We start from the raw sequence: 25,183 nt of genomic DNA on the forward strand, positions 1-25,183 counted from the left end.
CGTGCCGGCCTGGTCAGCGGCGAAAGGAACGCCCTTTGGCCGGTGCTCCTTTCGGCGGCGTGATCCGCACCCGCGTCGTGGGCGGGGTCTGGTCGATGCCGGCGAGCTGGGCGGTGATGGTGGCGCGCAGCTCGTCGTCGTCCTCGAACCAGTGGTCGTGGAAGAGCGTGTAGCCGGTCCACATCAGGTTGGCGCACACCCGGGCCGGCACCCGGCCGGTGCGCGCGCCCATCCCGACGAGCGCCACCGAGCGGATGCTGCCCGGGGCCTTCCGGTTCTGCCGGTGCACGGCCTGGAACGCGGCGGCGCAGGCCATGGCGACGTTGAGCGTCTCGCTCACGTTCTGCGAGGAGCCGACCATGGTCGGCGTCGAGATGACGAAGCGCGGCACGGTCGCCCCCGAGGGGACGCACACGGCGCTGCCAACCGGCATGCCGCCGGCGAACCGGTCGCGGATGGCCCGCTGGACCCGCATCTGGATCCCGGCGCCCAGGTGGCGCTTGATCGCGGCGTCCACGCCGCCGTCCATCCGCCCGGCCGCGTTGGTCGGCGTGACCCAGGCGTCCACGTCCTCGTCGAGGATCGAACCCCGCCGGATCTCGACGCCCGGCACGTCGGCGAAGGCCGCGCGCCACGCCTCCACCACCGCGGCGCTGACGTCCGTCAGCACCACCCGCAGCGCGGTCTGCACACGGTTGTCGGTCATCGAAGCCCCCTGTCGGAACGGTTCCTTGTGACGCCTCCGAAGCTAGTGGGCACCACTGACAACGGCCGTCGGCCGCGTCCGCCGGGCCCTTCTTCCGCCCCGCCCCGTCCTATGCCCCCGGCATCGTCTTCCGGCGAAAGCCCCTCGCGCCCCGCTCCTTTGGTGTCTAGTGGGAGAGTCCGCGATCACCACCCGGCCGTGCGCGCGGCGCCGGGCCGGGGCCCCGACGACCAAGGGAGCATGTACAGATGGCGAGTGTGGAGACGTCTCTCAAGGAGGCGATGACCTCGATCGAGGGGAGTGTGGGGGCCGCGCTGGTCGACTACACGAGCGGCATGGCCCTCGGGACACTGGGCGGGGGCAAGGACCTCGACCTGGCCGTCGCGGCGGCCGGCAACACCGATGTGGTCCGGGCGAAGATCCGGACCATGGAGATGCTGGGCATCAACGACGGCATCGAGGACGTCCTGATCACCATGGACACCCAGTACCACCTGATCCGGCTGCTCAAGGGCCGTGGCGGGAACGGCCTGTTCCTGTACATCGTCCTGGACAAGAGCAGGGCCAACCTGGCCATGGCCAGGCACCAGCTCAAGCGCATAGAGGCGGAGCTGGAGCTGTAGACCGTCCTCTCGTCCCCCGCCTCCGCACGCCCTCGACTTGAAGAACTCTTCAACTCGGCACATCTGAAAGTGATCAGTCGAGGGAGTCGGAACCCGGGAGGCGGGAGAATGGCCACAGCCGTGGATCGAGGAGCGGGCGGGTCCGGCCACCGGGGTCCGGACCCGCCGTCCCAGGGGGAGAGTCGTCGCATGCAGGTGCCGCTGTACCAGGCCAAGGCGGAGTTCTTCCGCATGCTCGGGCACCCCGTCCGGATCCGCGTGCTGGAGCTGCTGCAGCACGGCCCCCTCCCCGTGCGCGAACTGCTGAAGGACATCGAGGTCGAGCCGTCCAACCTCTCCCAGCAGCTCGCGGTGCTGCGCCGGTCGGGCATCGTGGTCTCCATCCGGGACGGCTCGACCGTCAGCTACGCCCTCGCCGGCGGCGACGTGGCGGACCTCCTGAGGGCCGCGCGGCGCATCCTCACCGAACTGCTGGCCGGCCAGAGCGAACTGCTCGCGGAGCTCCGCCACGCCGATACCGCGGCCTCCCCGCCGTCGGGGTGAGCGACGGCACGCCCGCCGCCCCCACGGGGCGTCCGTCCGGGAATGTCACCGTCCCCTTGTCGCCGAAGGGCGGCACGAGGGGTTCGCCGGGCGTACAGCGGGAAGTCACGGGACGGCCGTGGGGCGGTGGCTCCCGGGCGCTCTCCTTGGGGCGCCCCCGCGCCGGTCTCCGGCCACCGTCCGATTCCGTTCCCGTCCGCTCACCTTCCGGAGGACTGCTCCCCCATGGCCGATCTCGATCGCCGCCGGTTCCTTCAGCTCGCCGGCGGCGCCGTCGCGTTCAGCGCGCTGAACGCGTCCATCGCGCGTGCCGCCGCCATCCCCGCCCAGGGCTCCACCGGCACGCTCCAGGACGTCGAGCACATCGTCGTCCTCATGCAGGAGAATCGTTCGTTCGACCACTACTTCGGGGCGATGAAGGGCGTCCGGGGCTTCGGCGACCCGCGCCCGGTGACGCTGCCGAGCGGGAAGTCCGTGTGGAACCAGTCCGACGGCTCGAAGGTGACGCTGCCCTTCCGGCCGGAGAGCACCAAGCTCGGCATGGAGTTCCTCCAGGGGCTCAACCACGACTGGGCGGGCGGCCAGAAGGCGTTCAACAAGGGCCGCTACGACCAGTGGATACCCGCCAAGACCAAGGCGACGATGGCGTACCTGACCCGGGACGACATCCCCTTCCACTACACGCTCGCCGACGCGTTCACGATCTGTGACGCCTACCACTGCTCGTTCATCGGCTCGACCGACCCGAACCGCTACTACCTGTGGTCCGGTCACACCGGCAACGACGGGACCGGCGGCGGCCCGGTCCTCAACAACGCCGAGGCGGGGTACGGCTGGAAGACGTACCCGGAGCGGCTGGAGGCGGCCGGGATCTCCTGGAAGGTCTACCAGGACGTCGGCGACGGACTGGACGCGGCCGGCCACTGGGGCTGGATCAGCGACGCGTACCGCGGCAACTACGGCGACAACTCGCTGCTGTACTTCAACACGTACCGCGACGCCCGGCCCGGCGACCCGCTCTACGAGAAGGCCCGCACGGGCACGAACGCCAAGGCCGGCGAGGGGTTCTTCGACCGGCTCCGCGCCGACGTGCAGGCCGGCCGGCTGCCGCAGGTCTCCTGGATCGCGGCGCCCGAGGCGTTCTCCGAGCACTCCAACTGGCCGTCGAACTACGGCGCCTGGTACATCGCGCAGGTCCTGGACGCGCTGACGTCGAACCCGGACGTGTGGGCGCGCACGGCGCTGTTCGTCACCTACGACGAGAACGACGGCTTCTTCGACCACGTCGTCCCGCCGTACGTCCCCGCCTCGGCGGCGCAGGGCCTGTCGACCACCCCCACCGCCCTCGACCACTTCCCCGGGAAGACGGGGTACGTCGCCGGTCCCTACGGCCTCGGCCCCCGCGTCCCCATGATCGTCGTCTCGCCCTGGTCCACCGGTGGTTACACCTGCTCGGAGACGTTCGACCACACCTCGGTGATCCGGTTCGTCGAGCGCCGCTTCGGTGTCCAGGAGCCGCAGATCTCGCCCTGGCGGCGGGCCGTCTGCGGTGATCTGACCTCGGCCTTCGACTTCACGCGCTCCGAGCCGCAGCCCGTCGCGCTGCCGTCCACGGCCGGCTACTACCCGCCGGACCGCGACCGGCACCCCGACTTCCCGGCCACCGCGCCGGCGGTCGGCTCGATGCCCCGGCAGGAGCCCGGCGCCAAGCCCACCCGGCCGCTGAAGTACGCACCGTACGTGGACGGTTCCGCCGACGTCGCGGCCGGCACCTTCCGCCTCGTCCTCAGCGGCGGCCCGGCCGCGGGCGCCCAGTTCTACGTGACGTCGGCGAACCGCACCGACGCGCCCTGGACCTACACGGCGGAGGCCGGGAAGTCGATCGCGGACACCTGGAACACCCGGTACTCCAAGGGCGTCACCGACCTGACGGTGCACGGCCCCAACGGTTTCCTGCGCCGCTTCCGCTCCCCCGGGAAGACCGCCGTCCCCGAGGTCACCGCCCGCCACGACGCCGCCACGGGCGACCTGAACCTCGTCCTCACCAACGCGGGTCCGGCGACGACGGTGACCGTCACCCACGCCTACACGGGCACCTCGCGGACGCTGACGGTGGCCACGGGGGCGACCGTCACCCACACCGTCCCCCTGGCGGCCTCCGGCCGGTGGTACGACGTCACGATCACCTCCCCCGCCCACGCCGACTACCTGCGCCGCCTGGCGGGGCACGTGGAGACGGGCGCGGCGGGAGTGACGGACCCCGGCATCCTGACGTACTGACGCACCGGCGCGCGGAAGGAGGGGGCGGCGCCCGCACGCGGGTGCCGCCCCCTCCGGTGGTCCGTCAGTGACCGAGGGCGTCGATCCCGGCCTGGGCGAACTGCTCGTCCTGCAGGCCGCTGGGGGCGCCCGCGACGCCGATGCCGGCGATCGGGGAGCCCTGGTACCGGATCGGGAGGCCGCCGGCGAGGAAGAGGGTGTCCGGGATGTCGGCGAGCGTCGGGTTCTGCTCCAGGCGGCCGACGAGGACCGAGGTCGGGGCGTTGAACGAGGCCGCCGTGTACGCCTTGCGCTGCGCCGACTCGTAGGTGTGCGGGCCCGCGCCGTCGCCGCGCAGGACGACGATCGCGTTGCCGCTGCGGTCCAGGACGGCGACGCTGACCCGCTGGCCGGCGGCGACGGCCGCGGCGAGCGCGGCACGGGCGGCCTTCTCCGCGGCCTTCTCCGTCAGGTGCGCGGTCATGAGCACGTTGTGGGGCGCGACACCGCCGTTCGTCGACGGCGCGGTGCACGCCGTGCCGCACGCGGTGACGCCGGCCTGCGCGGGGCCGGCCAGGCCCAGGCCCAGGCCGATCGCCATCAGGCCGCCGCAGGCGGCGACGCGTACACGCAGCGTGGATCTCTTCACGGACACTCCCGGCTCGGGGCGGCGGCCGCCGGGTCGGGGCCGCCTTCGTCACCGCATTGCAGCCCCCGCCCCGGCCGGCCCCGGGACATCGACACGGCCCGCTGGGCCGGACGGCCGAAGCCCCTGACCCGCCCGGCGGCGGAGATCGGACCGGGCCGGCCCGGGGCTCAGCGGGGGGCGCGGAGCCGGCGGAGGTAGGTCGCGGTCAGGGCCACGGCGCTGTCCTCGTCGCGGGTCAGCTCCGCGAGGGCGCGGGAGGCGACGGGGCCGGGGACGTCGGCGAGCGCCTGGGTGAGGCGGCCCCGGGCGGGGGGCGCGGTGGCGGGGTCGGCGAGGCGAGCGACGAGTCCGGCGGCGATCCCGTCCGCCGCGGCGGCGTCGCCGGCCAGGACGCCGAGCGCGTCGGCCGCGTCGGTGTCGTTCCTGCCGTCCACGACCATCTCGACGAGTTCCGGGATCGCGGCGGCCTCCCCGCGGGCGCCGAGGGCCAGGGCCGCCTGACCGCGCACCACGGGATCGGGGTGGGCGAGGGCGTCCCGGAGCCGGGAGGCGGCCTCGTCGCCGGGGAGCCCGGCGAGGGTCCGGGCGGCTCGTTCGCGCACCGCCGCCGCCGGGGAGTCGAGGCCCCGGGCGAGGAGGGCGGAGCCGTCGGCGCCGGAGCGGGCGAGCGCCCACCGCAGGGCTCCGGCGACGTTGGGCTCGGTCTCGCCGAGGACCGCCTCGACCAGGGCCTCCACCGGTACGGGGACCTCGTCGGCCGAGGACAGGGCGGCGCGCTGACGGGCGTCCTCGTTCTTCGAGCCGAGCGCCCGGAGGAGCGCGACGACCTGGAGGACGTCGTCCCAGCTCGCGGGCGCGGCGGCGTCGATGCGGCTCAGGCGCGTGAGCAGTTCGGTCTCGGCCGCGATGCGGGCGCGGGTCTGGTCGACGAGGTCGCCGACGAGCTGCGCGGGGGTGAAGCCGGGGTCGTCGAGGGCGCGGGCCACCTCCCGCAGGGAGAGCCCCAGCGAGCGGAGGCTCTCGATGTGGAAGATCCGCCGGATGTCCTCGTCGCGGTACTCCCGGTAGCCGGAGCCGGTGCGGCCCGCGGGCCGCACCAGGCCGAGCGACTCGTAATGCCTGAGCATGCGGGCACTGACGCCGGAGCGGCGTGCCACCTCACCGATCAACACGCCCCAGTGTCCCTCAGGTTCCGGCGCCGCCGAGCGCCACGACCCGCTTCGCCTCCTCGATCGCGTACCCGAATCCGGCGTCGGGGTCGCGCAGGAGCCGCCGGGTGGCGAGCGCGTGGGTCCGGACCCGCGGGTCCGGGCCGGCCTCGGCCGCGTCCAGGGCCGGCAGGATCGCGTCGCCGAGCTCGATCAGCGCGCGGCTGAGACTGAGCCGGGTCTCCCGCCCGCCGCGCCCGAGCTGGGTGGCGAGGACGGCGGCGAGGTCCGCCTCCCCGCCGTCCGGCACGAGCAGGACCGCCGTCCGCCACGCGGCCCGCGCCACCTCGTCGTCGCCGTCGGTCAGGTGGCCGCGGGTGATCGCCGGCCAGGCCCGCCGGTCTCCGAGCTTGGAGAGCGTGTGCAGGGCCTGGCTCCGCGCCCGTGCCCGCGCGGAGCCGAGCTCGCGGAGCACCCGGGGGAGCGTCAGGTCGACGGGGTGGCGGGTCAGGGCCCAGGTCAGCATGTCGCGGACGAAGAACTCGGGCTCGACCGCGCACCGCTCGACGAGCGGGCCGACGAACCGCGGCTCGGGTGCCGTGCCGGCCGCCAGCGCGGCCTTCAGCCGCACCGACGGGTCGCCGTCCTCCAGCGCCCGGAGCACCCGTCCGCCCGCGTCCTGATCCGTCATGGTCATCGGGACCACCTCCTCGGCGAGCAGTCAAAGGCTTGTCACCGTGTCAAGGTCAAGCGGCCCCCGCGGCCGCCCCGGGCGGGGGCCGGGGCGACGAGCCGGTGGACCCGCCCCTGTCGGGGCCGGCGGAGGAGGTGGAGGGCGCCGCTCCCCCGGCTCCGCACGGCTGTCGAGCCCCCGAGCGAGCCGCCGTGCGCCTTTGCGCGCCGGGCGCGCCGCACGGTGGGACAACCGCGGCGCGCGCTCGCCGCATCCGGTGAACCCGGCCCCGGGTATGTGGGGCCGACACGTGCGCCGGGCACGTTCCCGCCAGCGGTTCTCGCCGTTGAGAGGGATGGGCATGACGAGCCACGCCACCGAAGCCGTACTGGAAGACCTCCTCCACCGGGCACTGCGCGCCACGGGCACGGGCGGGCGCTGGAGGACCGAGTCGGACGACACGTGGTGCCGGGTGGCCCCGCGGTCCGGGGAACAGCGCCGGCAGGGATGGAAGCTGCACGTGTCGGCGACGGCGGCCTCCGCGCCCGCCGTCCTCTCCCGGGCCCTGGAGGTGCTGCTGCGGGACGCGTCGGGGTTCAAGTTCGCGCGCTCCCTGGAACGGGTGAGCGCCCTCAACTCCCGTGCGACGCCGCGCGGGAGCTCCGGCAAGTTCCTCACGGTCTATCCGCGCTCCGACGCCGACGCGGCCCGGCTCGCCGGGGAGCTGCACCGGGCGACGGCGGGGCTGGCCGGCCCCCGGATCCTGTCCGACCAGCCGTACGCGGTGAACAGCCTGGTGCACTACCGGTACGGCGCCTTCGTCGGCCGCCGGCGGCTGTCGGACGACGGCCTGCTGGTGTGGTACATCGAGGACCCCGACGGCAACCCCGTGGAGGACCGGCGGACCGGGCGGTACGAGCCGCCGCCGTGGGCGGTCAGCCCGTTTCCCGCCCCGGTGCCCGTCGCGCCGCGCGCGGCGGAGGCGGAGAGCCGTCCGGTGGTGCTCGGCGGCCGGTTCGCGGTGCGGGAGGCGATCCGGCACACCAACAAGGGCGGGGTCTACCGGGGCAGCGACGTCCGCACCGGCGCCCCGGTCGTCATCAAGGAGACCCGGCCCCACGTGGAGGCCGACGCCTCCGGCTGCGACGTCCGCGACTGGCTGCGGGCCGAGGCCCGGACGCTGGAGAAGCTGAGGGGGACGGGGCTCGCGCCGGAGCCGCTCGCGCTGTTCGAGCACGGCGGGCACCTGTTCCTGGCCCAGGAGGAGGTGCCGGGCGTCCCGTTGCGGACCTGGGTCGCCGAGCGGTTCCGGGACGCTGGCGGCGAGCGGTACGGGGCGGAGGCGGCGGCGCAGGTCGCGCGGCTCGTGGACCTGGTGGCGGACGCCCACGCGCGGGGCTGCGTGCTGCGGGACTTCACGCCGGGCAACGTGATGGTCCGCCCGGACGGGGAGCTGCGCCTGATCGACCTGGAGCTCGCCGTCCTGGAGGAGGACGCCCCGCTCCCGACGCGGGTGGGGACGCCCGGTTTCAGCGCCCCCGAGCGGCTGGTGGACGCGCCGGTCTCGCCCACGGCCGACTACTACAGCCTCGGCGCGACGGTGTGCTTCGTCCTGGCGGGCAAGGTGCCGAACCTCCTGGCCGAGGAGCCGGCGGACCGGCCCGCGCAGGAGCGGCTCGCCGCGTGGCTGGACGCCTGCTCCGCCTCCGTACGGTTCCCGGACGGCACGCGGGAGCTGATCCTCGGCCTGATGCGGGACGATCCGGCCGAGCGCTGGGATCCCGTGAGGGCCCGGGAGGCGCTCCGGCGGGCGGGGGCGACCCGGCGCGGGGGACCCCGTGGGGAACCGTGCGGGAGCGCCTCCGGGGACCCGCGCGAGGACCCCCGGGAGGCGGTCGAGGTCGCGGTGGCCGGGATCGTGCGGCACCTGCTCGACACGATGACCCCCGGCGACGACCGGCGGCTGTGGCCCGTCTCCACGGCGGCCGGCGAGACCGACCCCTGCACCGTGCAGCAGGGCGCGGCCGGTGTCCTGGCGGTGCTGACCCGGTACTTCGAGCTCACCGGCGACCCCCGCCTGCCGGGGGCGTTGACCGCGGCGGGCCGCTGGATCGCCGACCGTGCCGACCCCCGCTCCGCCCGGCCCGGCCTGCACTTCGGCACCCGGGGCACCGCCTGGGCGCTGTACGACGCCGGGCGCGCCGTCGGCGACCGGGCGCTGACCGACCACGCGCTGGCCCTGGCGCTGGCGCCGCAGGAGCCGACGCCGAGCCACGACATCACCCACGGCACGGCGGGCAGCGGCCTGGCCGCCGTCCACCTGTGGCAGCGCACCGGCGACCCGCGCCTGGCCGGGGCGGTCGCCGACGCGGCCGACCGGCTGACCGCCGCCGCGCGGCGCGAGGCGGCGGGGGCGAGCTGGCCGGTTCCGGCGGAAGCCGTCGCGGAGGAGGCGGGCAAGCGGTACCTCGGTTTCGCGCACGGCGCGTCCGGCATCGGCTGCTTCCTCCTCGCCGCCGCGTCCGTCACCGGCCGCCCGGAGCACCGGGAGGCGGCCGTGGCGGCGGGCGAGCTGCTGGTGGCCCACGCCGTGGACGTGGGCGGGGCGGCGCAGTGGCCGGCGCAGGCCGGGGACGTGCCCACGGCCCCGTACTGGTGCCACGGCTCGGCCGGCATCGGCTCGTTCCTGGTCCGGCTGTGGCGGGCGACCGGCGACGACCGGTACGGCGACCTCGCCCGGCGCGCCGCCCGGGCCGTGGTGGAGCGGGCCTCCCGCGCCGCGCTCACCCAGTGCCACGGCCTGGCGGGCAACGGCGACTTCCTCCTCGACCTGGCCGCGGCGACGGGCGACCCGGCCCACCGCGCGGCGGCCGGGGACCTGGCCCGTCTCGTCGTCTCCGAACGGTCCCACCGCGGCGGCCACGTCGTCTTCCCCAACGAGTACGGGGACGTCTCGACGGGCTGGAGCGACGGGTCCGCCGGAATCCTGGCGTTCCTCCTGCGGGTCCGCCACACAGAGCCCCGGCACTGGATGGTCCAGCAGCCGGTCTGAGCGGCAGAGAGCCTGCCGCCGCCTCACAGAGAAGGAGAATGCCATGGAGAACCAGGACCTCGAACTGCTGGCCCGACTGCACGCCCTTCCGGAGACCGACCCGGTCGGCGTCGACGGAGCGCCCTTCGCCGCGACGTGCGAGTGCGTCGGCCTGCTCACGCTCCTCAACACCGTCTGCATCGGTGTGAGCTGCGCGTAGCCCCTACCGCCTCCCCCGGTCGGTGGCTGTCCCGGGGCAGCCACCGGCCGGGGCGAGGCCGCGTACCGCCCTCCCGGGCGGTACGGACGGCCGGGTGTGCCGGGGGCGGGCGCCACTCCGTCCCGTTCCCCGCGCGCCCGGCCGGTCCCCCACGGCGACCCCTGGACGAGGACGACGCATGCAGTTGCACGCCCGTGACCACGACTCCGCCCGCGCCACCGCCCCGCACGCGCCGGCCGCCCCACCCGTGCCCGCCATCAGCACGCGCGGCCTGGTCAAGAGCTACCGCGGCCCGGACGGCACCACCACCCACGCGGTGCGCGGCCTGGACCTGGACGTGCACCGGGGCGAGACCTTCGCCTTCCTCGGGCCCAACGGCGCCGGCAAGTCCACGACCATCGCGATGCTGTGCGCCCTCACCCGCCCCACCTCGGGGCACGCCACGGTGGCGGGCGCCGACGTGCTCGCCGAACCCGAGCGGGTCCGGCGCCGGGTCGGCCTGCTCTTCCAGCACAGCGCCCTGGACCCGGACCTGACGGTCGAGCAGAACCTCCGCGTCCACGCCCGCCTGTACGGGCTCCGCCGCGCCGAGGTCCGCCGGCGCACCGCCGAGGTGCTCGACCTCGCGGACCTGGGCGACCGGGGGCGCTCCCCGGTCCGCACCCTGTCGGGCGGCATGCGGCGCCGGCTGGAGATCGCCCGCCAGCTGCTGCACTCCCCCGGCGTGCTGTTCCTGGACGAGCCGACCACCGGTCTCGACCCCCACGCCCGCGCCCGGATCTGGGAGCACCTGCGGAGCCTGCGCGACCGGCACGGCAGCACGCTGTTCGTCACCACCCACTACCTGGACGAGGCGGAGCACTGCGACCGCCTCGCCATCATCGACCGGGGCCGGCTGGTGGCGCAGGGCACGCCGCAGGGCGTGAAGGCGGAGATCGGGGACGACCGGGTGGTGCTCCGCACCGGCGACGACGAGGGCGCCCGGCGGGTGGTCGGCCCGCTCACCCCGCCGGACCGGACCCTCACCGTGGACGGGGACGGGCTCTGGCTGCGGGTGCCCGGGGGGAGCTCCTGGATCCCCCGCCTGTGCGCGGCCCTGGAGGCCCACGGCATCGCCGTCCACGCCGCCTCCGCGACCCCGCCCACCCTCGACGACGTCTTCTTCCACCACACCGGCCGCAGCCTGGCCCGTCCCGCGGAGGCCGGCCGATGACCGCGCTCACCCCGCCGGTACCGGCCCGCACCGGCCCTGGCACCGGCACCGCCGCCACCGACGCCGCCGCCGACGGCCGGGCGTCCCGTCTCCGGCGCGAACTGCGCGCGGTCCACGCCCTGGTCCACCGCGACCTGCTCCGGCTCGCCCGCCAGCGCACCTCCACCGCGCTGATGCTGCTCCAGCCGGTGCTGTACCTCTTCATCCTGGGCGGCGGCCTGGCGGCCCTCATCCCCGCCGGTGCGCTGGGCGTCGGCTACCGGACGTACCTCTTCCCCGGCATGCTGATGATGACCGTGCAGGCACCGGCCATCATGGTCGGCGTCCGGCTGATCACCGACCGCCAGAGCGGCTACCTCCGCGAGCTCCTGATGGCCCCCGTCGGCCGCGCCACCCTCCTGCTCGGCAGTTGCGCCGGCGGGACCCTGGTGGCCACGGTCCAGGGCGCCGTCCTCCTCGGCCTGGCCGGCGCGGTCGGCCTCCCGTACGACCCGGTCCTGCTGGCGCTGCTCCTCGGCGGCATGGTCCTCGTCTCCTTCGCCATCACCGCGCTGTCCCTGGCCCTGGCCCTGGGACTGCGCGCACCGGAGGCGTTCCACACCCTGCTGGGCCTGGTGATGATGCCGCTCCTCTTCCTCTCCGGCGGCTTCTTCCCCCTGGCGTCGCTGCCCGGCTGGACCCAGGCCCTGGCCGCCGTCAACCCCCTGGCGTACGGCGTGGACGTCCTGCGGCGTTCCATCGCCCTGCGGGTCCCCGGTCACGAGGCCGCCGGCGGCGTCGAATGGTCCGGCGGGCGGCCTCCTCTCCCCCTGGAGGCCGGCGTGCTCCTGGCCTGCGGGGTCCTGGCCCTGCTGTGGGCGGCCCGCCGCTTCAGCCGCCCGGAGTGAGGGCGACCCGTCCCGGTCCGGTGCTCCCGGGCCGGGCCGGGGCCGCTCCGCAGGAGGGGAAGTCCCGGCCGGCGGCCCTGGCGGACGATTCCAGTTCGAGGGTCTCGGAGACGGTCCGGGAGCCCCGCTTCACCCGTACGACCACCGTGCCGACCGTCAACTCGGGGAACTCGACGGCGTGGACGGTGCGGCGGCCGTCCGCCATCACCCCGACGTTCCGTACGGGCACCGGCACGCCGTCGCAGGTGACGGACTCGACCGTCTCGTGCTCCGCGCCGAAGACCACGTTCCAGCCCGTGGCCGTCATCCGGACCAGGGGCACCAGGCGCGGTTCCTCCCCCACCGGGGGTGAGTTCGGGCGGGAGAAGCACGCCACGGTCGTCATCCCGACCCGCATCGCGGCGCCGTGGCAGAACCGTTCGTCCGCGCTCTCCCAGACGAAGAGGGCCCCTCCCGTCGACGCGCCGGCGACCAACAGGCCCGCCCCGGAAGGGGCGTTCTTCCCGGTGGCGGCGGCCCGCATCCGGTCGTTCGCCCCGGCCACGGCGTCCTCCACGCTCCAGGAGGCGGTGGCCGAGGGCGTCGGACGCGCCGACGCCGTCACGCCCTTCCCCGTTCCCTTCCCCGTCGGGGCCGTCGCCCGCCCGGGGCCCGCCGGCCCCGCGCAGGAGGCCGCCGACAGGACGACGCACCCCATGACCACGGCGGCGGCCGGTCTCCGCATCGCCATCCCCCCGATCCCCGCCGTTCCCCGTCCCGCTCGTCCGCGGGCCGGCCCCCGGCCGTGCTCTGCCGCCCAGGACGTCACGCGCGCCGCCCCGGTTCCCTCCCGCCCCGCCGTTCCCGGAGACGGCGGGGCGCTTCCCGGCGGCCCGGGGGTCAGGCCGCGTTGAGGCAGTAGTCGGCCTGGCCGGTCTCGGTGTACGCGAGGCTGCTCGTCTCCGAGAAGGCGAAGCTGCCCTCCTCCGGCCCCCAGGCGGAACCGCAGTTGAGGGAGACGCTGTCGTTCCGGCCCTCGGTGGAGTCGACGACCTGGAGCACCAGGAGCTGCCGCTTCCCCGACGCGCAGGGCTCCTCGCTCCACAGGACGAGCTCCGGGAGGGAGCCCCTGTCGCCGAGTTCGGTGCCGAGGCAGTCCCCGGCGCGTACGTCCGGTGCCACGCAGAGCCGTTGCGCCTCCCAGTACTCGGTCGGCGTGGTGGCCTCGGGGCAGCTCCCCTTCTGCTCCACGGCGGTGACGACGGTCCGGGCGTCGGGACCGGCGCAGTCGACGGCCTGCGGGGCGGAACCGGAGTCGTCCCCCGGACGGGAGTTGGACAGGCACGTGCCGACCGCGACGGCCCCTCCGCCGCCGCCTGTGCTCCCGAACCACTCCTGCCGGTGTCCCACATAGCCGACGGTCGCCACCACGGCGAGCGCGACCGCGCCCGCCACCACGGCGCGCACCCGCCCCGCCCGCCGTCGCGGCCCGCCGTTCGAGGAGACGGGCGGCACCGGCGCCGGCGCCGGCATGGGGGCGGGGGCCCGGAACGGGGCGGTCTGGGTGGGGGCGTGGTGCGCGGGAGGCACGGCCGGCGCGGGCGTCCCGTACGCGGGATACGCGGACGGCGGCGCCGGGGCCGGCATCGGCTCCGGCGCCGGCGTGGACGGAGGCGCCGGCGCGTGCGTCGGCACGTGTGCGTGCGTCGGCACGTGTGCGTGCGTCGGCACGTGTGCGGGAGGCGCGGCCGGTGCCGGTGCCGCGTAGTCCTGGTGGGCCCGGATCGCGGTCACCCACGCGGCGGGGAGGAGTTCGCCGCCGCCGGTCGGCTCCCGCACGAAGTGGTCCAGGAGGGCCGCGGGGGCGGGACGGGCGGCGGGGTCGCCCGCCAGCAGCGGGCGGATCAGCCCGTCGAGCTCGGGCGGCAGCCCTGTGAGGTCGGCGTCGGCCTGCTGGACGCGGGCCAGGAGCTGGAAGGCGTCGGTGACGTTCCCGTACGGCGCCCGTCCCGTGGCGAGGTACAGCAGCGTCGCGCCCGTCGAGTACAGGTCGGAGGCGGTCGTGGACGCCTCGCCCCGCGCCTGCTCGGGCGAGGTGAAGGCGATCGTGCCCAGCGTCAGGGTCGTCCGGGTCAGGTCCTGGGCCTGGGAGATGCCGAAGTCGATGAGGCGGGGGCCGGACAGCGGCAGCAGGACGTTGCCGGGCTTGACGTCCCGGTGCGTGACGCCCGCCCGGTGCAGGTCCGCCAGCGCCTCCGCCACGCCCGCCGCGATCCACCGCACGGCGGGGGCCGGCAGCGGGCCCGCCTCCCGCACGAGGTCGGCGAGCGAGGGCGCCGGGACGTACTCGGTGGCCATCCAGGGCCGTTCGGCACCGGCGTCCGCGTCCATGACGGCGACCGTGAACACCCCGGTGACGCGGCGCGCCAGCTCCACCTCGCGGGCGAAGCGCCGCCGGTCGGACTCCTCCGGCACCCCTTCGGCGAGCAGCGTCTTCACCGCCACCAGCCGGCCGCTGACCGTGCGTCCGAGATAGACCCGTCCCATGCCGCCGGAGCCGATCCGTCCGAGCAGCCGATAGGCGCCCAGCTGCCGCGGATCCTCGCTCCGCAACGGCTCCAGCCGTGGCCCGCCCATGCCTCGTACCCCGCTCTCCCCGTGGAACCCGGGACCCTCGTGGTCCCGACCCGCCGACGGTACGCGACCCGGACGACACCGGGGGCCCGTTCAAGCCGGAACCCGGCGGCCCCGGGCGGCCGGAGGGGGCACCGGTTCTCCGCGTCCCGGCCGCCCGGGCCGGTCGCGTACGCCCGCGGAGGGGCGATCGCCCGGGCGCCGGCGCCCCCGCCGCCCCCAGCCCGGTGAAGAGCGCGGCCGTCGCCTCCCAAAGGCCGGCCCGTTCGAGTCCGCCGCCGGCCGCGGGGTCACAGCCGCGCAGGAGGCGGCCCGCGGGCACGGACGGGTGGGCGGGGGCGGGCCGTTGTTCTACGCTGCCCGCATGATCGCCACGTTGCAGTGCGTCGTGCTGGACTGTCCGGACGTCCGGGAGCTGTCGGAGTTCTACCGGTCGCTCCTCGGCGGGGAGGTGGACCGGCCCGATCCCCGCTGGTCGGTCGACGACGACTGGTCGACCCTGCACACCGACGGCGGGCTCGTCCTGGCCTTCCAGCGGGTAGCGGACCACCGGCCGCCGCGCTGGCCGGACCCCGCGCACCCGCAGCAGTTCCACCTCGACCTGGGGGTCGAGGACCTGGACCGCGCGCAGGCGGAGGCCCTCGGCCTGGGGGCCACCCTGCTCGACGGCGGTGACGGCGGGCGCGGTTGGCGGGTCCTCGCCGACCCGGCGGGCCATCCGTTCTGTCTCGTACGGGACTGAGGCCGGACCCGGTCCGGTCCGGCTCTCCGCGGGGTCGGACGGTGACGAGTTCTCGCCAAGGAACCGGGGGTTCCGCATGGGCGGGGCGAGAGGGGGGAGTCATGGCGGAGAGCGTCGTTCCGCCGTCCGTCCGCCATCCACCCGCCGCCCGCCGTCGTCGCCCTCGGGACCTCTGGAGCCGCCATGCCCTTCCCTCCCCTCCCCGACGAACCTCCGCTCACCGATGGACCGGCTCTCCCCGGTGGACCGACTCCCCCCGGTGGACCGTCCCTTCCCGGTGGACCGACTCCCCCCGGCGAGCCACCCCTTTCCGGCGAGCCGGTGCTCACCGCGGACTTCGGGTCGCCCGAGGAGTGGGTCGCCGGGCGGTCCTGGGCCTATCCGGGGGGCGGGCCGGTCAATCCCCGCGACAACAAGCTGGACCACCTGGTGGCGGACCCCGCGTACAGCCGTTCCGGTGTCTTCCGGGCGACCCGGCGCCGTGACGGGCTGTGGGACACTGGGCTGCTCACCACGGAGGGCAGCGACCGGGCCTTCGAGGTGCGGACCGGCGACGTGCTGGAGGCGCGGGTGCGGCTGCCCGAGGAGACGGGGGCCTGGCCGGCCGTCTGGACGTGGCGCGACGGCGGGCAGGAGGTCGACGTCTTCGAGTACCACCCGGACAACCCCGACCTGCTGGAACTCTCCAACCGGGTGGCCGGCACCCACCACTACCACCGCTCCCCCGCTGTGCGCCCCGGCGGCTGGGTGGAGCTGCGGACCGAGTTCGGCGCCCGGTCCGTGGTGTGGTGGGTGAACGACACCGAGGTGTTCGCCGATGGACGCGGGGTCGGCCGGTCCTGGCACGCCTTCCTGATCGTCAACCTCTCCGTGTGCGCCGGCCGGTACCACCCCGCGCCCGATCCGGAGACCCGCGAGATGTCGTTCGAGGTGGCCGACCTGCGGGTGTTCCGCCGCCGTTGACGGCCCGGCCGGGACCCGGCCGGGCGCGGGCCCGGGCGGTCCGGTCGTGGACCGCGGCCGGGCCGGCGGCCCGGTGTTCCCCCGGCTGGACGGCGGGCACGCTCACAGGTCGAACTCGATGTGCTCGACGTTCAGCATGCGCACCTCCTCCAGGCTCGCGGCGCGGGTGCCGCGCTGCTGGAAGTAGACGTCCTTCAGGGCGTCGGCGACGGCCCGGCGCATGTCGTGCTCGCCGCGTTCCTGGGCGGCGAAGATCCGCTCGGCGTGGTGCGGGGGCAGGGCGAGGGTGAGGTGGCGTTCGCGGGCCTCGTCGGTGGTGCCGGCGGGGGCGTCGTAACCGAGGCTGGCGCGGAGGTCGATCATCAGGCCGTCGGTGGTGCCGGCGGCCTTCCGGGCCTTCGCCTTCACCCTCGGCTGCCAGCGTCTGCGGGTCTCCTCCCGCAGGCGGGCCGCCAGTTCCGGGCGGGGCTTCCTGATCTGGTCCTTCACGTACCGCTCGACGGTGCGCTGGGAGATCCCGAGCGCTTCGGCGACCGCCTTGGTGCCCTTGAGCTGTCTCACCAGGAACCGCATCTGCGCGCCCGCGGACCGCGGCGGCCTGCGGGTGACCGCCTTGTCGAGGACCCGGTCCAGGCCCTCGCCGACCGATGTCACCACCATGGGTCTACTCCCCCGAGTCCGGGCCGGTGCTGACGCCGGTCTTGATGTAGCGGGCCAGGTTCAGCAGCGGGTCCCGGGTCTCCTCGCGGAGTTCCTCGGCCCACAGCGGCGTCCGGGTGCCCTCGTGCTTGACCATGCCCGGGGAGACCCCGACGCGGAAGGAGCCGGGGATCGTCCTGCCGTCCGGGGTGTACGGCAGGAGGTCGAGCGGGGAGGGGCCGTCGGCGGCGTACACGGCGCAGTCGGAGAGGACCGCGACCGGGTAGCTGCCGGTGGCGGCGGCGAGCGCGAGCATCTTGCGGTGCATGTTGGTCCGGGCGCGGGAGATCACGACCGCGCGGATGTCCGGCCGCCAGGTCGGGCGGGCCAGGGCCGGCCAGGGCCGGCCCGGCCGCCAGCCGCCGCCGCGGGCCTTCTCCTGGAGCTTGCCGATGCCGCCCTTGACGGTGTTCTTGATGGCGTCGAGGACGATCGCCGCCTCGGGGTCGCGGCCCTTGTGGCCGTCCATCGCCGCCAGGTAGTCGGCCGGGCTCGTCTTCTCCCCGACGCCGAGGTCCGTCATCGTCGCCACGTACGCGTCCCGCAGGCGCTTGTACCAGTCGTCGAGGTAGCGCCCGGCCGACGGGCGCAGCCACGCCTCCACGGGGGCGACCTCGTAGCCGAGTTCGACGGCGTAGGCGACGGTGGGGGTGGCGTACCAGGCGGGGCCGGCCGGGGTCTCGCCGGTGGGGGTGAAGGGGCTGGGCAGCAGGTCGCCGCGGAGCCGCGTCCACTGCTTGCCCACCTTGACGTGGGAGAGGTCGACGTGGGAGAGGTCGACCAGCCACGCGCCCGGCACCGCCGGGTCGAAGGCGGGGGCGGTGACGTGGACGGGCGGCTGGGCGAGGCCGACGACGGCGCCGTTCGCGGCGGCGCCGAAGGCCATGTTGACGTCGATGCCGACGAGGTGGGGCTTGAGGCACTCCTCGTCGGTCAGCTCCCGCGCCCAGTCGTACGCCTCCTCGAAGATCCGCTCCCGGGGACCGCGGACGTGGAAGCGCGGGAGGCCGGCGAGGACCGGGTGGCCGTCGATCGCCTCGCACGGCGGCGGGTCCATCGGGTCCTTGCCCAGCGAGCCGGGGTTGTGGACGCTGTGGCGGCGGCCGTCGGCGTCCGGCTCGGAGGCGCGGGTCGGCGGGCGCAGCGCGGTCATCAGCTCCAGGCCGGTGACGGCGGTGGAGCCGCGCGGGGTCATCACCCGCGCGGCGTACAGGCCCAGGACGCGGGCGAGTCCGGCGGGCGGCAGGTCGGCGGCGTGCCCCCACGAGCGGGTGTCGAGCGCCCGCCAGGACGGGAGGCACAGCTGGACGCAGAGGCGGCGGCCGCCCTGGGCGGGCCGGTAGATCCTGGCCCACGGGCCGAAGCCGCGCCGGGTCAGCCGCCAGTCGGCCCGCTCGATCTCCTTGACGGCCGGGTGGTCGGCGGGGAGCCGGCCCGCGATCCGCTCGTCGTCGGTCAGTTCGGCCGGCAGGCCGTAGAACTCCAGCGCGGCCGGGGTCAGGACGAGCAGCGGGTCCGCGTCCCGGCCCCAGCCGTCCAGCCGTTCCGCCCCGAGACGGGCCTCGGTGAGGGCCCACTCCACGAGTGCGGGCAGCGACCGGGCGGGGACGTCGAGGACCAGGCCGTCGACGCAGTACGCGGACGCCTGCCCGCCGGCGTCGGCATCGGTGTCGATGTCGACGACGGCGAGGGGGCCGTGGGCGAAGCGGGGATCGGCGGCGCGCGGCGCCGTTCCCGCCGCGGTCTTCCTGGCGGCGGCCGGCCTTCCGGTCGCCGGCGCCTTCCTGGCGGCGGGTGCCTTCGGGGCCGTCGGCGCCTGCGCCGCGGCCGGTGCCCCGGGCCGGGCGGTGCCCTCCGCTACCGGCTTCCGCGCCTCCGCCGTCTCCACCGCCTCCGCCGGGGCCGGTACGCCGGCCGTCACCGTGCGCGAGGGCTCCGCGGGCGCGGAGGGCGCGGGCGACACCGGGGGCGCGGGGGTTTCGGTCGTGCCGCCGTCCGCCGGGTACCTCTGGGCCCAGCCCTCCAGCAGGGCCAGGTACGGGCCGCGGCGCGGCGGGCGGGGCTCGCTGCGCCCCGACTCCCAGTTCTTCACCGTCTGCGTCGTGGTGTCGAGCACGCCGGCGAGCGCGGCCTGCGTGACGCCGGCCGCCTCGCGCAACCGGGCGCGCTCGGCGGGGGCGGGAAACTCCGGCCCGCCCGCCAGCAGCGCTTCCACGGCCTTGAACAGGTCCTCTTCCTTGGGCACCGGGCCACCTCCACTCCGACCCTATCGGATTTAGCCCTGGATATAGCCGCGGCTTTGCCGCCGTCCGGGTGAGGTGACGTCCGCGTCAGGCCGTGCGCTCCGGCCCCGCGAGCTCCCTCCCCCGGGCGGCGGCGAGGGCCGGCGCCTCGTCGGAGGCGAGGAGGCCGAGGACGGCGCCGGTGCGGATCGGCCGGACGGGGCCGGTGGGCCTGGTGCCGGCGCACCTGGTCGGCCGCGCCGGGGTCGAGACGGTCGTCGTCGACACCCGTACGCGCCACGGGATCGGGACGACCCGACGGGCCGGGATCCTGTGAGACGGACGCGGCCGGGACGCGGTCAGGACCGGGGTGTCGGCGCAGGTGCCGTCTTCCCGGTCGCCGACGAGGGGTACGGCCCCGCCGGTCCCCGCCGTCGGGGGCGATCCGGAGCCGGCCGCGCACACCGTCGACCTCTTCGCGTACCGGCCCGCGCCGCCCCGGCCCGCACGCTCACGTGTTCCTCAAGTCGCTTGCGCCCCACGGTCCGTGACGGGCAGGGTCGGGGCAGCCACCGACCATGGCGCCACGGGGGGGACCTCATGACCACGACGATCACGCGGAACACGAAGCGGCGGTGGGCGGCCCGCGCCGCCCTGGCCGCGCTGCTCGCCGGCACGACGGCCTGCACGTCCGGCGGCGACGACCGGGCCGCCGCGCCGCAGCGGCCCGCCGCGGGCGGGATCACCGCGCCCGCGGCCTGTGCGGACGGCACGTACGACTGGTTCGACATCGCCCAGCGGGACGTCCTCACGGGCGTCGCGGAGAAGCAGACGCTCGGCGAGGGCGGCGGAAGGCTCACCAACCCGGTGCGGCGCCTGCACACCCCGCGTACCGCCGTGACGACGGAGACGGGCCCGGCGGTCCACGCCGCCGCGGCGCTGCGCTCGCTCGGCGCCCGCGTCGGCGGCGGCGAGGACGGCGCCTTCGCCGAGGCCGGCCGGCGCGCACCCGGCCTCGACGACTCCCGCACCGACGTCGACGGCCCCGGCACCCTCGTCGACTACGCCTATGTGCGCGAGGTCGTCGCCGGCTTCCGCCACACCTGCCCGGGCGGTGCCGTCTCCACGGGCCGTGCCGTCGGCTGGACCGTCGCCGGCACGGGCGTCCTCGACTGCGGCGAACCGGCGGAAACGCTGGAGGACAGCGGTCCCGCGCAGGCGGCGGCGCGCCTCTCCTGCGGCCCGGACGACCCGGCCTCGAAGGCCTGAGGCCCGCACGGTGGCGGAGCGAGCGGCCCTCGGGCATGATCACCGGCATGATCTCGGTGGTGCAGAACGTGGCGGTCGACTGTGCGGATCCGTATGAACTGGCCCGGTTCTGGAGTGCGGTGACGGGGGGTCCGCTGCATCCGGAGGACGCCCCGGGCGCCCGGGAGACGCAGGTGCTGCTCCCGGAGGGCCCGGTCCTGTACTTCAACCGGGTCCCGGAGCCGAAGACGGTCAAGAACCGGCTCCACCTGTGCCTGCGCCCGACGACCTCGCGCGACGCGGAGGTCGAGCGGCTGCTGGGCCTCGGGGCCACCCTGGTGAACGACCTGCGGGAACCGGACGGCGCCGGCTGGGCCGTCCTGGCGGACCCCGAGGGCAACGAGTTCTGCGTCCTGCGCAGCGACTCCGACCGCGCGGCGGCCGGTTAGCCGCCCGGGCGGGCGCAGGCGCGCGCCCTCAGGTGCCGCTCCGCCGCCCAGCCCTCCGTGCCGGCGCGCAGTCCCGCGCGGGAGCGGGCGTCCAGGACGACCCGGTACCACTCCCCCGACTCGCGCAGCACCGTGACCTCGTCGCCGGGCCGGAGCGTTCCGAGGGACCGGTGGGACGCGCTCGCCCCGGTGCGGAGGGGCGTCGCGCCGGTGGCCTCGTGCCCACACGGGTCGGGTCCTTCCGGCGCGGCGGGCGCGGGGGCGACGGCCGCCAGGAACACGGCGGTCAGCGTCACCCCGAGAATCGGCGTCATGCGCATGCCCCCGCAACCGCCCGCCCCCTCCGGGTGTCACGGCCCCGGCCCGGCTGTCACTCCTTCGGGTTCACGCCAGGAGCCGCAGGACCTCTCCGCTCGCGGCGGGGATCGGGCCGACGACCGGGACCGGGGAGCGGTGGCGGAGGGCTTCGGCGGCTTCGCCGAGGGGGCCGCCGCCGATGACGACCGCCTCGGCGCCGTCGTCCTCGACGCAGCGGTCGACCGCCGCGGCCAGACGCTCCGTCATCTCCCCGGGGGTCGCGGCCAGTCGGCGGGGGTCGCCGGGGGTGAGGCGGGTGCCGGTGTACTGCGCGGACCAGCCGAGGCGGGCCACGCGGGCGTCGACGGCGGCGGCCAGGCCGGGGGTGGTGGTGACGATGCCGAAGCGGCGGCCGTCCGCGCCGGCCTCCCTCAGGGCGGCTTCCGCGATGCCGACGACGGGGACGGCGGTGCGGGCGCGGAGTTCCTCGACGCCGGGGTCCCCGAAGGCGCTGACGACGAACGCGGCCACGCGGTCCGGGCCCGCGAGGAGGCGGTCCGCCGCGTCGAGGACGTGGCGGACCGAGGCGCGCAGGGCCTCCTCGTCGACGAGCATCGGCGGGCCGGCGGCGACGGTGACGCCCCGGACCTCGTAGCCGTCCTCGGGGCGCAGGGTGCGGCGGGCGATGGCGGCCATCATCGCGGTGGTGGCCCCGTCGGTGTTCGGGTTGAGGAGGGCGACGAGGGTCACGCGTCCGTCTCCTTCCCGGTCGGGGCCGTCCTCCGGTCGGCGGTGACGGGGGCTCGCCTCCGTGAGGACGGTTCTGGTGGGGAGGCTTCCATGGGGGTCCTTCCTGGCCGGGCACGGCGCTCCGGAAGGAACACCGGGCTTCGATATGTGGAATTCTCCTTCCAGCCTACGGAAGGTGGATTGCGTTGCCGCGACCGCGCCAAGAGTTCCGGGAGCTCGCCCTCCGGGGCGCATGCCGTTTCCCCCGCGTGCCGGCGCACGGGCGCGGGTGGGCGCATCCACCGATCGGTCGACCCGCGCCTCGGCCGTCCGCCCGCATCATGGAGCCGCCGGGCCGACGCGAGCGGCCGGGGCGCGGGCCCACGATGGAGTGCGGAGCGGGACGGCCTGGCGGCCTCCGGCCGCCGCCCGCCCCCTCCCCCGTACCAGTCCGAGGAGTGACCGACCGTGCAGCAGTTCCCGAGGCGCGCCCGTCTGCTGACGGGCGGTGCGGCCCGGCCGGCACCGGCTCCCCGCTGATGCGTTCCCCGGACGAGACCCCCGCCCCCGCACCGGCGGCGCGCACGGCCCCCCGTGCCGCGCGGCCCCCGCTCCTCGACCCCGCCCGGCTGCGCGCCGGCGTCCGGGCCGGCTGGGCGGTGGCCGTGCGGACCGGCGTCAGGACCGCCGTCCACGCGCTGCACCGCCCGACCCTCCTGAGGAGGAACCCCATGTCCGCTGCCGACCTGGCCCTTCGGGCCGCCGTACGGAACGACGACGCCGACGCGGTGCGCGCGGCCCTCGCCGACGGAGCCGCCCTCGAAGGCCGCGACGAGCACGACCGCACCCCGCTGCTGATCGCCGCGGCGGAGGACCGCGTGGCGGCCGCCGCGGCCCTGGTCGCCGCCGGCGCCGATCCGAACGCGCGGGACGACCGCGAGGACACCCCGTGGCTGGTCACCGGCGTGACCGGCAGCGTCCCGATGATGCGGGTGCTGCTGGCCGCCGACCCCGCCCCCGACGTGACGCTCACCAACCGCTTCGGCGGCACCAGTCTCATCCCCGCCGCCGAACGCGGTCACGTCGACTACGTGCGGGCCGTGCTCCGCGCCACCGACATCGACGTCGACCACGTCAACCGGCTCGGCTGGACCGCCCTGCTGGAGGCGGTCGTCCTCGGCGACGGCGGCCCCGCGCACCAGGAGGTCGTGGAGCTCCTCATCAGCGCCGGCGCCGCGCCCCACCTCCCCGACCACGACGGCGTCACCCCGCTGCGGCACGCCGAGCGGCGCGGCCTCCGCGAGATCGCCGGCCTGCTCTCCGCCGTCCGCCGGCCCGGCGGGCCCCCGGGGCCGGCGGCCGCGCCCGTGTCCCGTTCGTGACGCGCGGCCCCCTGCCGCCCGGCCCTACCGAACGGTAACGTGCGGGCCCGTCCACTGCATCGGGGGGAGAACGCATGGGTGTCGTCACGGCTTTCGATCCGGTGGCCGAGCACGGGCGGGCGCGGGCCGCGCTGGAGGCCGCGGTCGGGCGGCTGGTGGAACTGGTGGGCGGGATCGGCGACCTGGAGGTGCCGTCACGGCTCCCCGGGTGGTCCGTGGGGGACGTCGGCGCGCACCTCGCGGCCGTGTACCTCGCCTACGGGGCGGCCGTGACCGGTGACGGGAGCGTCGACTGGGACGCCCTGCCGAGGGGGCGGGAGGGGACGTTCGGCGAGCGGATCGCCGCCGTGAACGCGCTGTCCGTCGGCCTCGTCGCCGGGGACGAGCGGAAGCGGCTGGGGACGCTCCTCGCCGAGCACGGCGCGGCCTTTCTGCGGGACTCGGCGGGGCTCGCCCCCGAGACGCCCGTCCCCGCGCCCTGGTACGGGCCCGGCCGGACGGTGCCGCTGGCGGCGGCGACCGGCCTGATGCTCGGCGAGACCCTGGTGCACGGCCTCGACATCGCGCGCGGCGCGCGGCGGCGGTGGTCCATCGCCCCGGCGGAGGCGTCCCTGGTGATCGGGCAGGCGCTGGTGACGATGATGCCGCTCGCCCTCGACGCCGAGAGGGCGAAGGGCGTGCGGATCGCCTTCGACCTGGCCGTCAAGGGAGGTCCGCGGCTCGCCGTCGTGGTGGCGGACGGCGCCGCCACCGTGACCCGGGACCCCGCGCCGCGCCCGTACGACTGCCGGATCACGGCGGAACCGACGGCGTTCCTGCTCGTCTCCTTCGGCCGCGAGCCGGTCTGGAAGGCGGTCGCGCTGGGCCGGATGCGGGCCGGCGGCCGCAGGCCGTGGCTCGCCCCGCGGCTGAGCGAACTGGTCCCGGCGCCCTGAGACCCCGTCCCGGGCCGTCGTCGTCCGGGTCCGGCCGGGGGTCAGGCGCCGGTGAACGGCCAGGAGACGATGTCCTGGTAGCGGACCGGGGCCGGGCCCCGGGCGTCGTCGCTGCCGACGAGGTGGAGGCGGGCGGCAGGCCAGGGCCGGCCCTCGAAGCCGTCGAGGACGCCAGCCGCGGCCGGGACGCCGGTGAGGTCGCCCCGGCGGGCGCGGGCCAGGGTGAGGTGGGGGCGCAGCGGCCGCCCCTCGTACGGGATGCCGGCCTCCTTCACCAGGGCGCGCACCTCGTCGGCGAGGCGGTGGAGGCCGGGGACGTCACCGGCGACGCCGCTCCACAGGACCCGGGAGTCGAAGTGGCCGCCGCCCCGGAGCGAGAGGCCGAGGGGGCGGCGGGCCGCCGCGAGCTCCGCGAGGGGCGCGTGCAGGCACGGCACGGCGGCGACGGGCAGCTCGCCGAGGAAGGCCAGGGTGATGTGCCAGTCCTCGATGCGGTTCCAGCGCATGCCGGGGTGGGCCGCGTAGGCGGGGGCGAGGGCGCGGGCGAGCTCGTCCTTGGCCTCGTCGGGCGGTGCCAGGGCGATGAAGACGCGGATGGTCGCGGGCGGGGGCGTGTCGTTCACAGGTGTCTTCGTACCGTGCCGGGTGCCGGGCCGTGCGGGCGGGTCCCGGTACGGGGCCGGTGCGGCCGCGCGTACCGGGACCCGCCCGGCTCACCAGTCTCCGTCGGCGACCGGCGCTCCGCCCGGCGGCGGGCCGAGGGGCTTGATCTGGTGGGGGGCCGGCGGGGTCCACGGGTCGAGGTCGTCCCCGAGCCACTCGCCGACGGGCTTGACGCCGGCCAGGGTGTCGGAGGGGTCCGGGACGCCGAGCGGCGGGCCGGGTACCGGCACGTGTACTCGCCCGTGCTCGGCAAACGGGAGCTGTACGAGCTCTCGGGGCACTGGGCGCA

Annotated in this window: 25 protein-coding genes and 1 pseudogene; 13 read left to right on the top strand and 13 right to left on the bottom strand. The window is 76.1% G+C overall.

Going from position 1 to position 25,183, the window contains the following annotated elements:
* Positions 1 to 13: 13 nt before the first annotated feature.
* Positions 14 to 706, bottom strand: a complete 693-nt coding sequence (locus AB0E83_RS08080) for a macro domain-containing protein (RefSeq protein ID WP_362107634.1) — start codon at positions 704 to 706, stop codon at positions 14 to 16.
* Between the two features lie 248 nt (positions 707 to 954).
* Here AB0E83_RS08080 and AB0E83_RS08085 point away from each other — a divergent pair, with 248 nt between their 5' ends.
* The 3 genes from AB0E83_RS08085 to AB0E83_RS08095 all read left to right on the top strand — a co-directional run bounded on the left by AB0E83_RS08085 (position 955) and on the right by AB0E83_RS08095 (position 4,152).
* On the top strand, positions 955 to 1,329 hold the full coding sequence (locus AB0E83_RS08085) for a hypothetical protein (RefSeq protein WP_362107637.1): 375 nt from the start codon (positions 955 to 957) through the stop codon (positions 1,327 to 1,329).
* A gap of 189 nt (positions 1,330 to 1,518) precedes the next feature.
* The gene (locus AB0E83_RS08090) at positions 1,519 to 1,872 is read left to right on the top strand and encodes a metalloregulator ArsR/SmtB family transcription factor (RefSeq protein WP_362107640.1); all 354 of its coding nucleotides are present in this window, start codon (positions 1,519 to 1,521) and stop codon (positions 1,870 to 1,872) included.
* 225 nt (positions 1,873 to 2,097) lie between these two features.
* Positions 2,098 to 4,152 carry a phosphocholine-specific phospholipase C gene (locus AB0E83_RS08095; RefSeq protein ID WP_362107642.1) on the top strand — a complete coding sequence of 685 codons (2,055 nt, stop codon included), beginning with the start codon at positions 2,098 to 2,100 and terminating at the stop codon, positions 4,150 to 4,152.
* Positions 4,153 to 4,216: 64 nt separating this feature from the next.
* On the opposite strand, the gene AB0E83_RS08100 is transcribed toward AB0E83_RS08095, so the two are convergent.
* The 3 genes from AB0E83_RS08100 to AB0E83_RS08110 all read right to left on the bottom strand — a co-directional run bounded on the left by AB0E83_RS08100 (position 4,217) and on the right by AB0E83_RS08110 (position 6,625).
* The gene (locus AB0E83_RS08100) at positions 4,217 to 4,780 is read right to left on the bottom strand and encodes a heme-binding protein (RefSeq protein WP_362107645.1); all 564 of its coding nucleotides are present in this window, start codon (positions 4,778 to 4,780) and stop codon (positions 4,217 to 4,219) included.
* Between the two features lie 167 nt (positions 4,781 to 4,947).
* On the bottom strand, positions 4,948 to 5,952 hold the full coding sequence (locus AB0E83_RS08105) for a MerR family transcriptional regulator (protein ID WP_362107648.1): 1,005 nt from the start codon (positions 5,950 to 5,952) through the stop codon (positions 4,948 to 4,950).
* Between the two features lie 13 nt (positions 5,953 to 5,965).
* Positions 5,966 to 6,625, bottom strand: a complete 660-nt coding sequence (locus tag AB0E83_RS08110; RefSeq protein WP_362107651.1) for a HEAT repeat domain-containing protein — start codon at positions 6,623 to 6,625, stop codon at positions 5,966 to 5,968.
* A 337-nt stretch (positions 6,626 to 6,962) separates the two neighbouring features.
* Here AB0E83_RS08110 and lanL point away from each other — a divergent pair, with 337 nt between their 5' ends.
* The 4 genes from lanL (at position 6,963) to AB0E83_RS08130 (ending at position 11,952) form a co-directional block, all read left to right on the top strand.
* Positions 6,963 to 9,653 carry a class IV lanthionine synthetase LanL gene (gene lanL, locus AB0E83_RS08115; protein ID WP_362107654.1) on the top strand — a complete coding sequence of 897 codons (2,691 nt, stop codon included), beginning with the start codon at positions 6,963 to 6,965 and terminating at the stop codon, positions 9,651 to 9,653.
* 43 nt (positions 9,654 to 9,696) lie between these two features.
* Entirely contained in the window at positions 9,697 to 9,852 is a 156-nt protein-coding gene (locus tag AB0E83_RS08120; RefSeq protein ID WP_167352188.1) for a VenA family class IV lanthipeptide, read from the top strand.
* Between the two features lie 178 nt (positions 9,853 to 10,030).
* The gene (locus AB0E83_RS08125; protein WP_362107658.1) at positions 10,031 to 11,065 is read left to right on the top strand and encodes an ATP-binding cassette domain-containing protein; all 1,035 of its coding nucleotides are present in this window, start codon (positions 10,031 to 10,033) and stop codon (positions 11,063 to 11,065) included.
* Positions 11,062 to 11,952, top strand: a complete 891-nt coding sequence (locus tag AB0E83_RS08130) for an ABC transporter permease (RefSeq protein ID WP_362107661.1) — start codon at positions 11,062 to 11,064, stop codon at positions 11,950 to 11,952. Before AB0E83_RS08125 ends, AB0E83_RS08130 begins: the two co-directional genes overlap by 4 nt.
* Here AB0E83_RS08130 and AB0E83_RS08135 read toward each other — a convergent pair.
* Both AB0E83_RS08135 and AB0E83_RS08140 read right to left on the bottom strand, forming a co-directional pair.
* Complete coding sequence (locus AB0E83_RS08135) at positions 11,936 to 12,682, bottom strand: hypothetical protein (protein ID WP_362107664.1); 747 nt, start codon at positions 12,680 to 12,682, stop codon at positions 11,936 to 11,938. The two genes, AB0E83_RS08130 and AB0E83_RS08135, sit on opposite strands and share 17 nt — an antisense overlap.
* Before the next feature lie 149 nt (positions 12,683 to 12,831).
* Positions 12,832 to 14,568 carry a serine/threonine-protein kinase gene (locus tag AB0E83_RS08140; RefSeq protein WP_362107666.1) on the bottom strand — a complete coding sequence of 579 codons (1,737 nt, stop codon included), beginning with the start codon at positions 14,566 to 14,568 and terminating at the stop codon, positions 12,832 to 12,834.
* 361 nt (positions 14,569 to 14,929) lie between these two features.
* Here AB0E83_RS08140 and AB0E83_RS08145 point away from each other — a divergent pair, with 361 nt between their 5' ends.
* A complete protein-coding gene (locus AB0E83_RS08145) occupies positions 14,930 to 15,307 on the top strand; it encodes a VOC family protein (protein WP_362107669.1) in 378 nt (125 codons plus the stop codon).
* 321 nt (positions 15,308 to 15,628) lie between these two features.
* Positions 15,629 to 16,270, top strand: a complete 642-nt coding sequence (locus AB0E83_RS08150) for a beta-glucanase (RefSeq protein WP_362107672.1) — start codon at positions 15,629 to 15,631, stop codon at positions 16,268 to 16,270.
* Positions 16,271 to 16,372: 102 nt separating this feature from the next.
* Here AB0E83_RS08150 and AB0E83_RS08155 read toward each other — a convergent pair whose 3' ends face one another.
* From AB0E83_RS08155 to AB0E83_RS08165, 3 genes are all read right to left on the bottom strand, one after another.
* Positions 16,373 to 16,924, bottom strand: coding sequence for an XRE family transcriptional regulator (locus AB0E83_RS08155; protein WP_362107714.1), 552 nt, complete (start codon positions 16,922 to 16,924; stop codon positions 16,373 to 16,375).
* Positions 16,925 to 16,934: 10 nt separating this feature from the next.
* Positions 16,935 to 19,214, bottom strand: a complete 2,280-nt coding sequence (locus tag AB0E83_RS08160) for a helix-turn-helix domain-containing protein (protein ID WP_362107675.1) — start codon at positions 19,212 to 19,214, stop codon at positions 16,935 to 16,937.
* A gap of 85 nt (positions 19,215 to 19,299) precedes the next feature.
* On the bottom strand, positions 19,300 to 19,479 hold the full coding sequence (locus tag AB0E83_RS08165; protein WP_362107678.1) for a hypothetical protein: 180 nt from the start codon (positions 19,477 to 19,479) through the stop codon (positions 19,300 to 19,302).
* Between the two features lie 312 nt (positions 19,480 to 19,791).
* Between AB0E83_RS08165 and AB0E83_RS08170 the strand changes: the two genes are divergently transcribed.
* Both AB0E83_RS08170 and AB0E83_RS08175 read left to right on the top strand, forming a co-directional pair.
* Positions 19,792 to 20,460 (top strand): hypothetical protein, encoded by a 669-nt coding sequence (locus AB0E83_RS08170; RefSeq protein ID WP_362107681.1) that lies wholly within the window; start codon positions 19,792 to 19,794, stop codon positions 20,458 to 20,460.
* A 47-nt stretch (positions 20,461 to 20,507) separates the two neighbouring features.
* Positions 20,508 to 20,888 carry a VOC family protein gene (locus AB0E83_RS08175; protein ID WP_362107684.1) on the top strand — a complete coding sequence of 127 codons (381 nt, stop codon included), beginning with the start codon at positions 20,508 to 20,510 and terminating at the stop codon, positions 20,886 to 20,888.
* Here AB0E83_RS08175 and AB0E83_RS08180 read toward each other — a convergent pair.
* Positions 20,885 to 21,202 (bottom strand): SH3 domain-containing protein, encoded by a 318-nt coding sequence (locus tag AB0E83_RS08180; protein ID WP_362107687.1) that lies wholly within the window; start codon positions 21,200 to 21,202, stop codon positions 20,885 to 20,887. The genes AB0E83_RS08175 and AB0E83_RS08180 overlap by 4 nt on opposite strands.
* Positions 21,203 to 21,272: 70 nt before the next feature.
* Positions 21,273 to 21,935 carry an aspartate/glutamate racemase family protein gene (locus AB0E83_RS08185; protein WP_362107690.1) on the bottom strand — a complete coding sequence of 221 codons (663 nt, stop codon included), beginning with the start codon at positions 21,933 to 21,935 and terminating at the stop codon, positions 21,273 to 21,275.
* Positions 21,936 to 22,645: 710 nt separating this feature from the next.
* Here AB0E83_RS08185 and AB0E83_RS08190 point away from each other — a divergent pair.
* Together AB0E83_RS08190 and AB0E83_RS08195 are read left to right on the top strand one after the other, a co-directional pair.
* Positions 22,646 to 23,296 carry an ankyrin repeat domain-containing protein gene (locus AB0E83_RS08190; protein WP_362107717.1) on the top strand — a complete coding sequence of 217 codons (651 nt, stop codon included), beginning with the start codon at positions 22,646 to 22,648 and terminating at the stop codon, positions 23,294 to 23,296.
* Positions 23,297 to 23,370: 74 nt separating this feature from the next.
* The gene (locus AB0E83_RS08195) at positions 23,371 to 24,231 is read left to right on the top strand and encodes a maleylpyruvate isomerase family mycothiol-dependent enzyme (protein WP_362107693.1); all 861 of its coding nucleotides are present in this window, start codon (positions 23,371 to 23,373) and stop codon (positions 24,229 to 24,231) included.
* Between the two features lie 41 nt (positions 24,232 to 24,272).
* Here AB0E83_RS08195 and thpR read toward each other — a convergent pair whose 3' ends face one another.
* Positions 24,273 to 24,854 (bottom strand): RNA 2',3'-cyclic phosphodiesterase, encoded by a 582-nt coding sequence (gene thpR, locus AB0E83_RS08200; protein WP_362107696.1) that lies wholly within the window; start codon positions 24,852 to 24,854, stop codon positions 24,273 to 24,275.
* Between the two features lie 90 nt (positions 24,855 to 24,944).
* Positions 24,945 to 25,183, bottom strand: a pseudogene (locus AB0E83_RS08205) (hypothetical protein); the annotation flags it as partial.

This window comes from Streptomyces sp. NPDC035033, from assembly GCF_040636735.1.
GTDB lineage: Bacteria > Actinomycetota > Actinomycetes > Streptomycetales > Streptomycetaceae > Streptomyces.

Coding starts and splice junctions, on each gene's coding strand:
- AB0E83_RS08080 (WP_362107634.1), bottom strand. CDS start 706: ATGACCGACAACCGTGTGCAGACCGCGCTGCGGGTGGTGCTGACGGAC.
- AB0E83_RS08085 (WP_362107637.1), top strand. CDS start 955: ATGGCGAGTGTGGAGACGTCTCTCAAGGAGGCGATGACCTCGATCGAG.
- AB0E83_RS08090 (WP_362107640.1), top strand. CDS start 1,519: ATGCAGGTGCCGCTGTACCAGGCCAAGGCGGAGTTCTTCCGCATGCTC.
- AB0E83_RS08095 (WP_362107642.1), top strand. CDS start 2,098: ATGGCCGATCTCGATCGCCGCCGGTTCCTTCAGCTCGCCGGCGGCGCC.
- AB0E83_RS08110 (WP_362107651.1), bottom strand. CDS start 6,625: ATGACCATGACGGATCAGGACGCGGGCGGACGGGTGCTCCGGGCGCTG.
- lanL (WP_362107654.1), top strand. CDS start 6,963: ATGACGAGCCACGCCACCGAAGCCGTACTGGAAGACCTCCTCCACCGG.
- AB0E83_RS08120 (WP_167352188.1), top strand. CDS start 9,697: ATGGAGAACCAGGACCTCGAACTGCTGGCCCGACTGCACGCCCTTCCG.
- AB0E83_RS08125 (WP_362107658.1), top strand. CDS start 10,031: ATGCAGTTGCACGCCCGTGACCACGACTCCGCCCGCGCCACCGCCCCG.
- AB0E83_RS08130 (WP_362107661.1), top strand. CDS start 11,062: ATGACCGCGCTCACCCCGCCGGTACCGGCCCGCACCGGCCCTGGCACC.
- AB0E83_RS08135 (WP_362107664.1), bottom strand. CDS start 12,682: ATGGCGATGCGGAGACCGGCCGCCGCCGTGGTCATGGGGTGCGTCGTC.
- AB0E83_RS08140 (WP_362107666.1), bottom strand. CDS start 14,568: ATGGGCGGGCCACGGCTGGAGCCGTTGCGGAGCGAGGATCCGCGGCAG.
- AB0E83_RS08145 (WP_362107669.1), top strand. CDS start 14,930: ATGATCGCCACGTTGCAGTGCGTCGTGCTGGACTGTCCGGACGTCCGG.
- AB0E83_RS08170 (WP_362107681.1), top strand. CDS start 19,792: ATGACCACGACGATCACGCGGAACACGAAGCGGCGGTGGGCGGCCCGC.
- AB0E83_RS08175 (WP_362107684.1), top strand. CDS start 20,508: ATGATCTCGGTGGTGCAGAACGTGGCGGTCGACTGTGCGGATCCGTAT.
- AB0E83_RS08180 (WP_362107687.1), bottom strand. CDS start 21,202: ATGACGCCGATTCTCGGGGTGACGCTGACCGCCGTGTTCCTGGCGGCC.
- AB0E83_RS08190 (WP_362107717.1), top strand. CDS start 22,646: ATGTCCGCTGCCGACCTGGCCCTTCGGGCCGCCGTACGGAACGACGAC.
- AB0E83_RS08195 (WP_362107693.1), top strand. CDS start 23,371: ATGGGTGTCGTCACGGCTTTCGATCCGGTGGCCGAGCACGGGCGGGCG.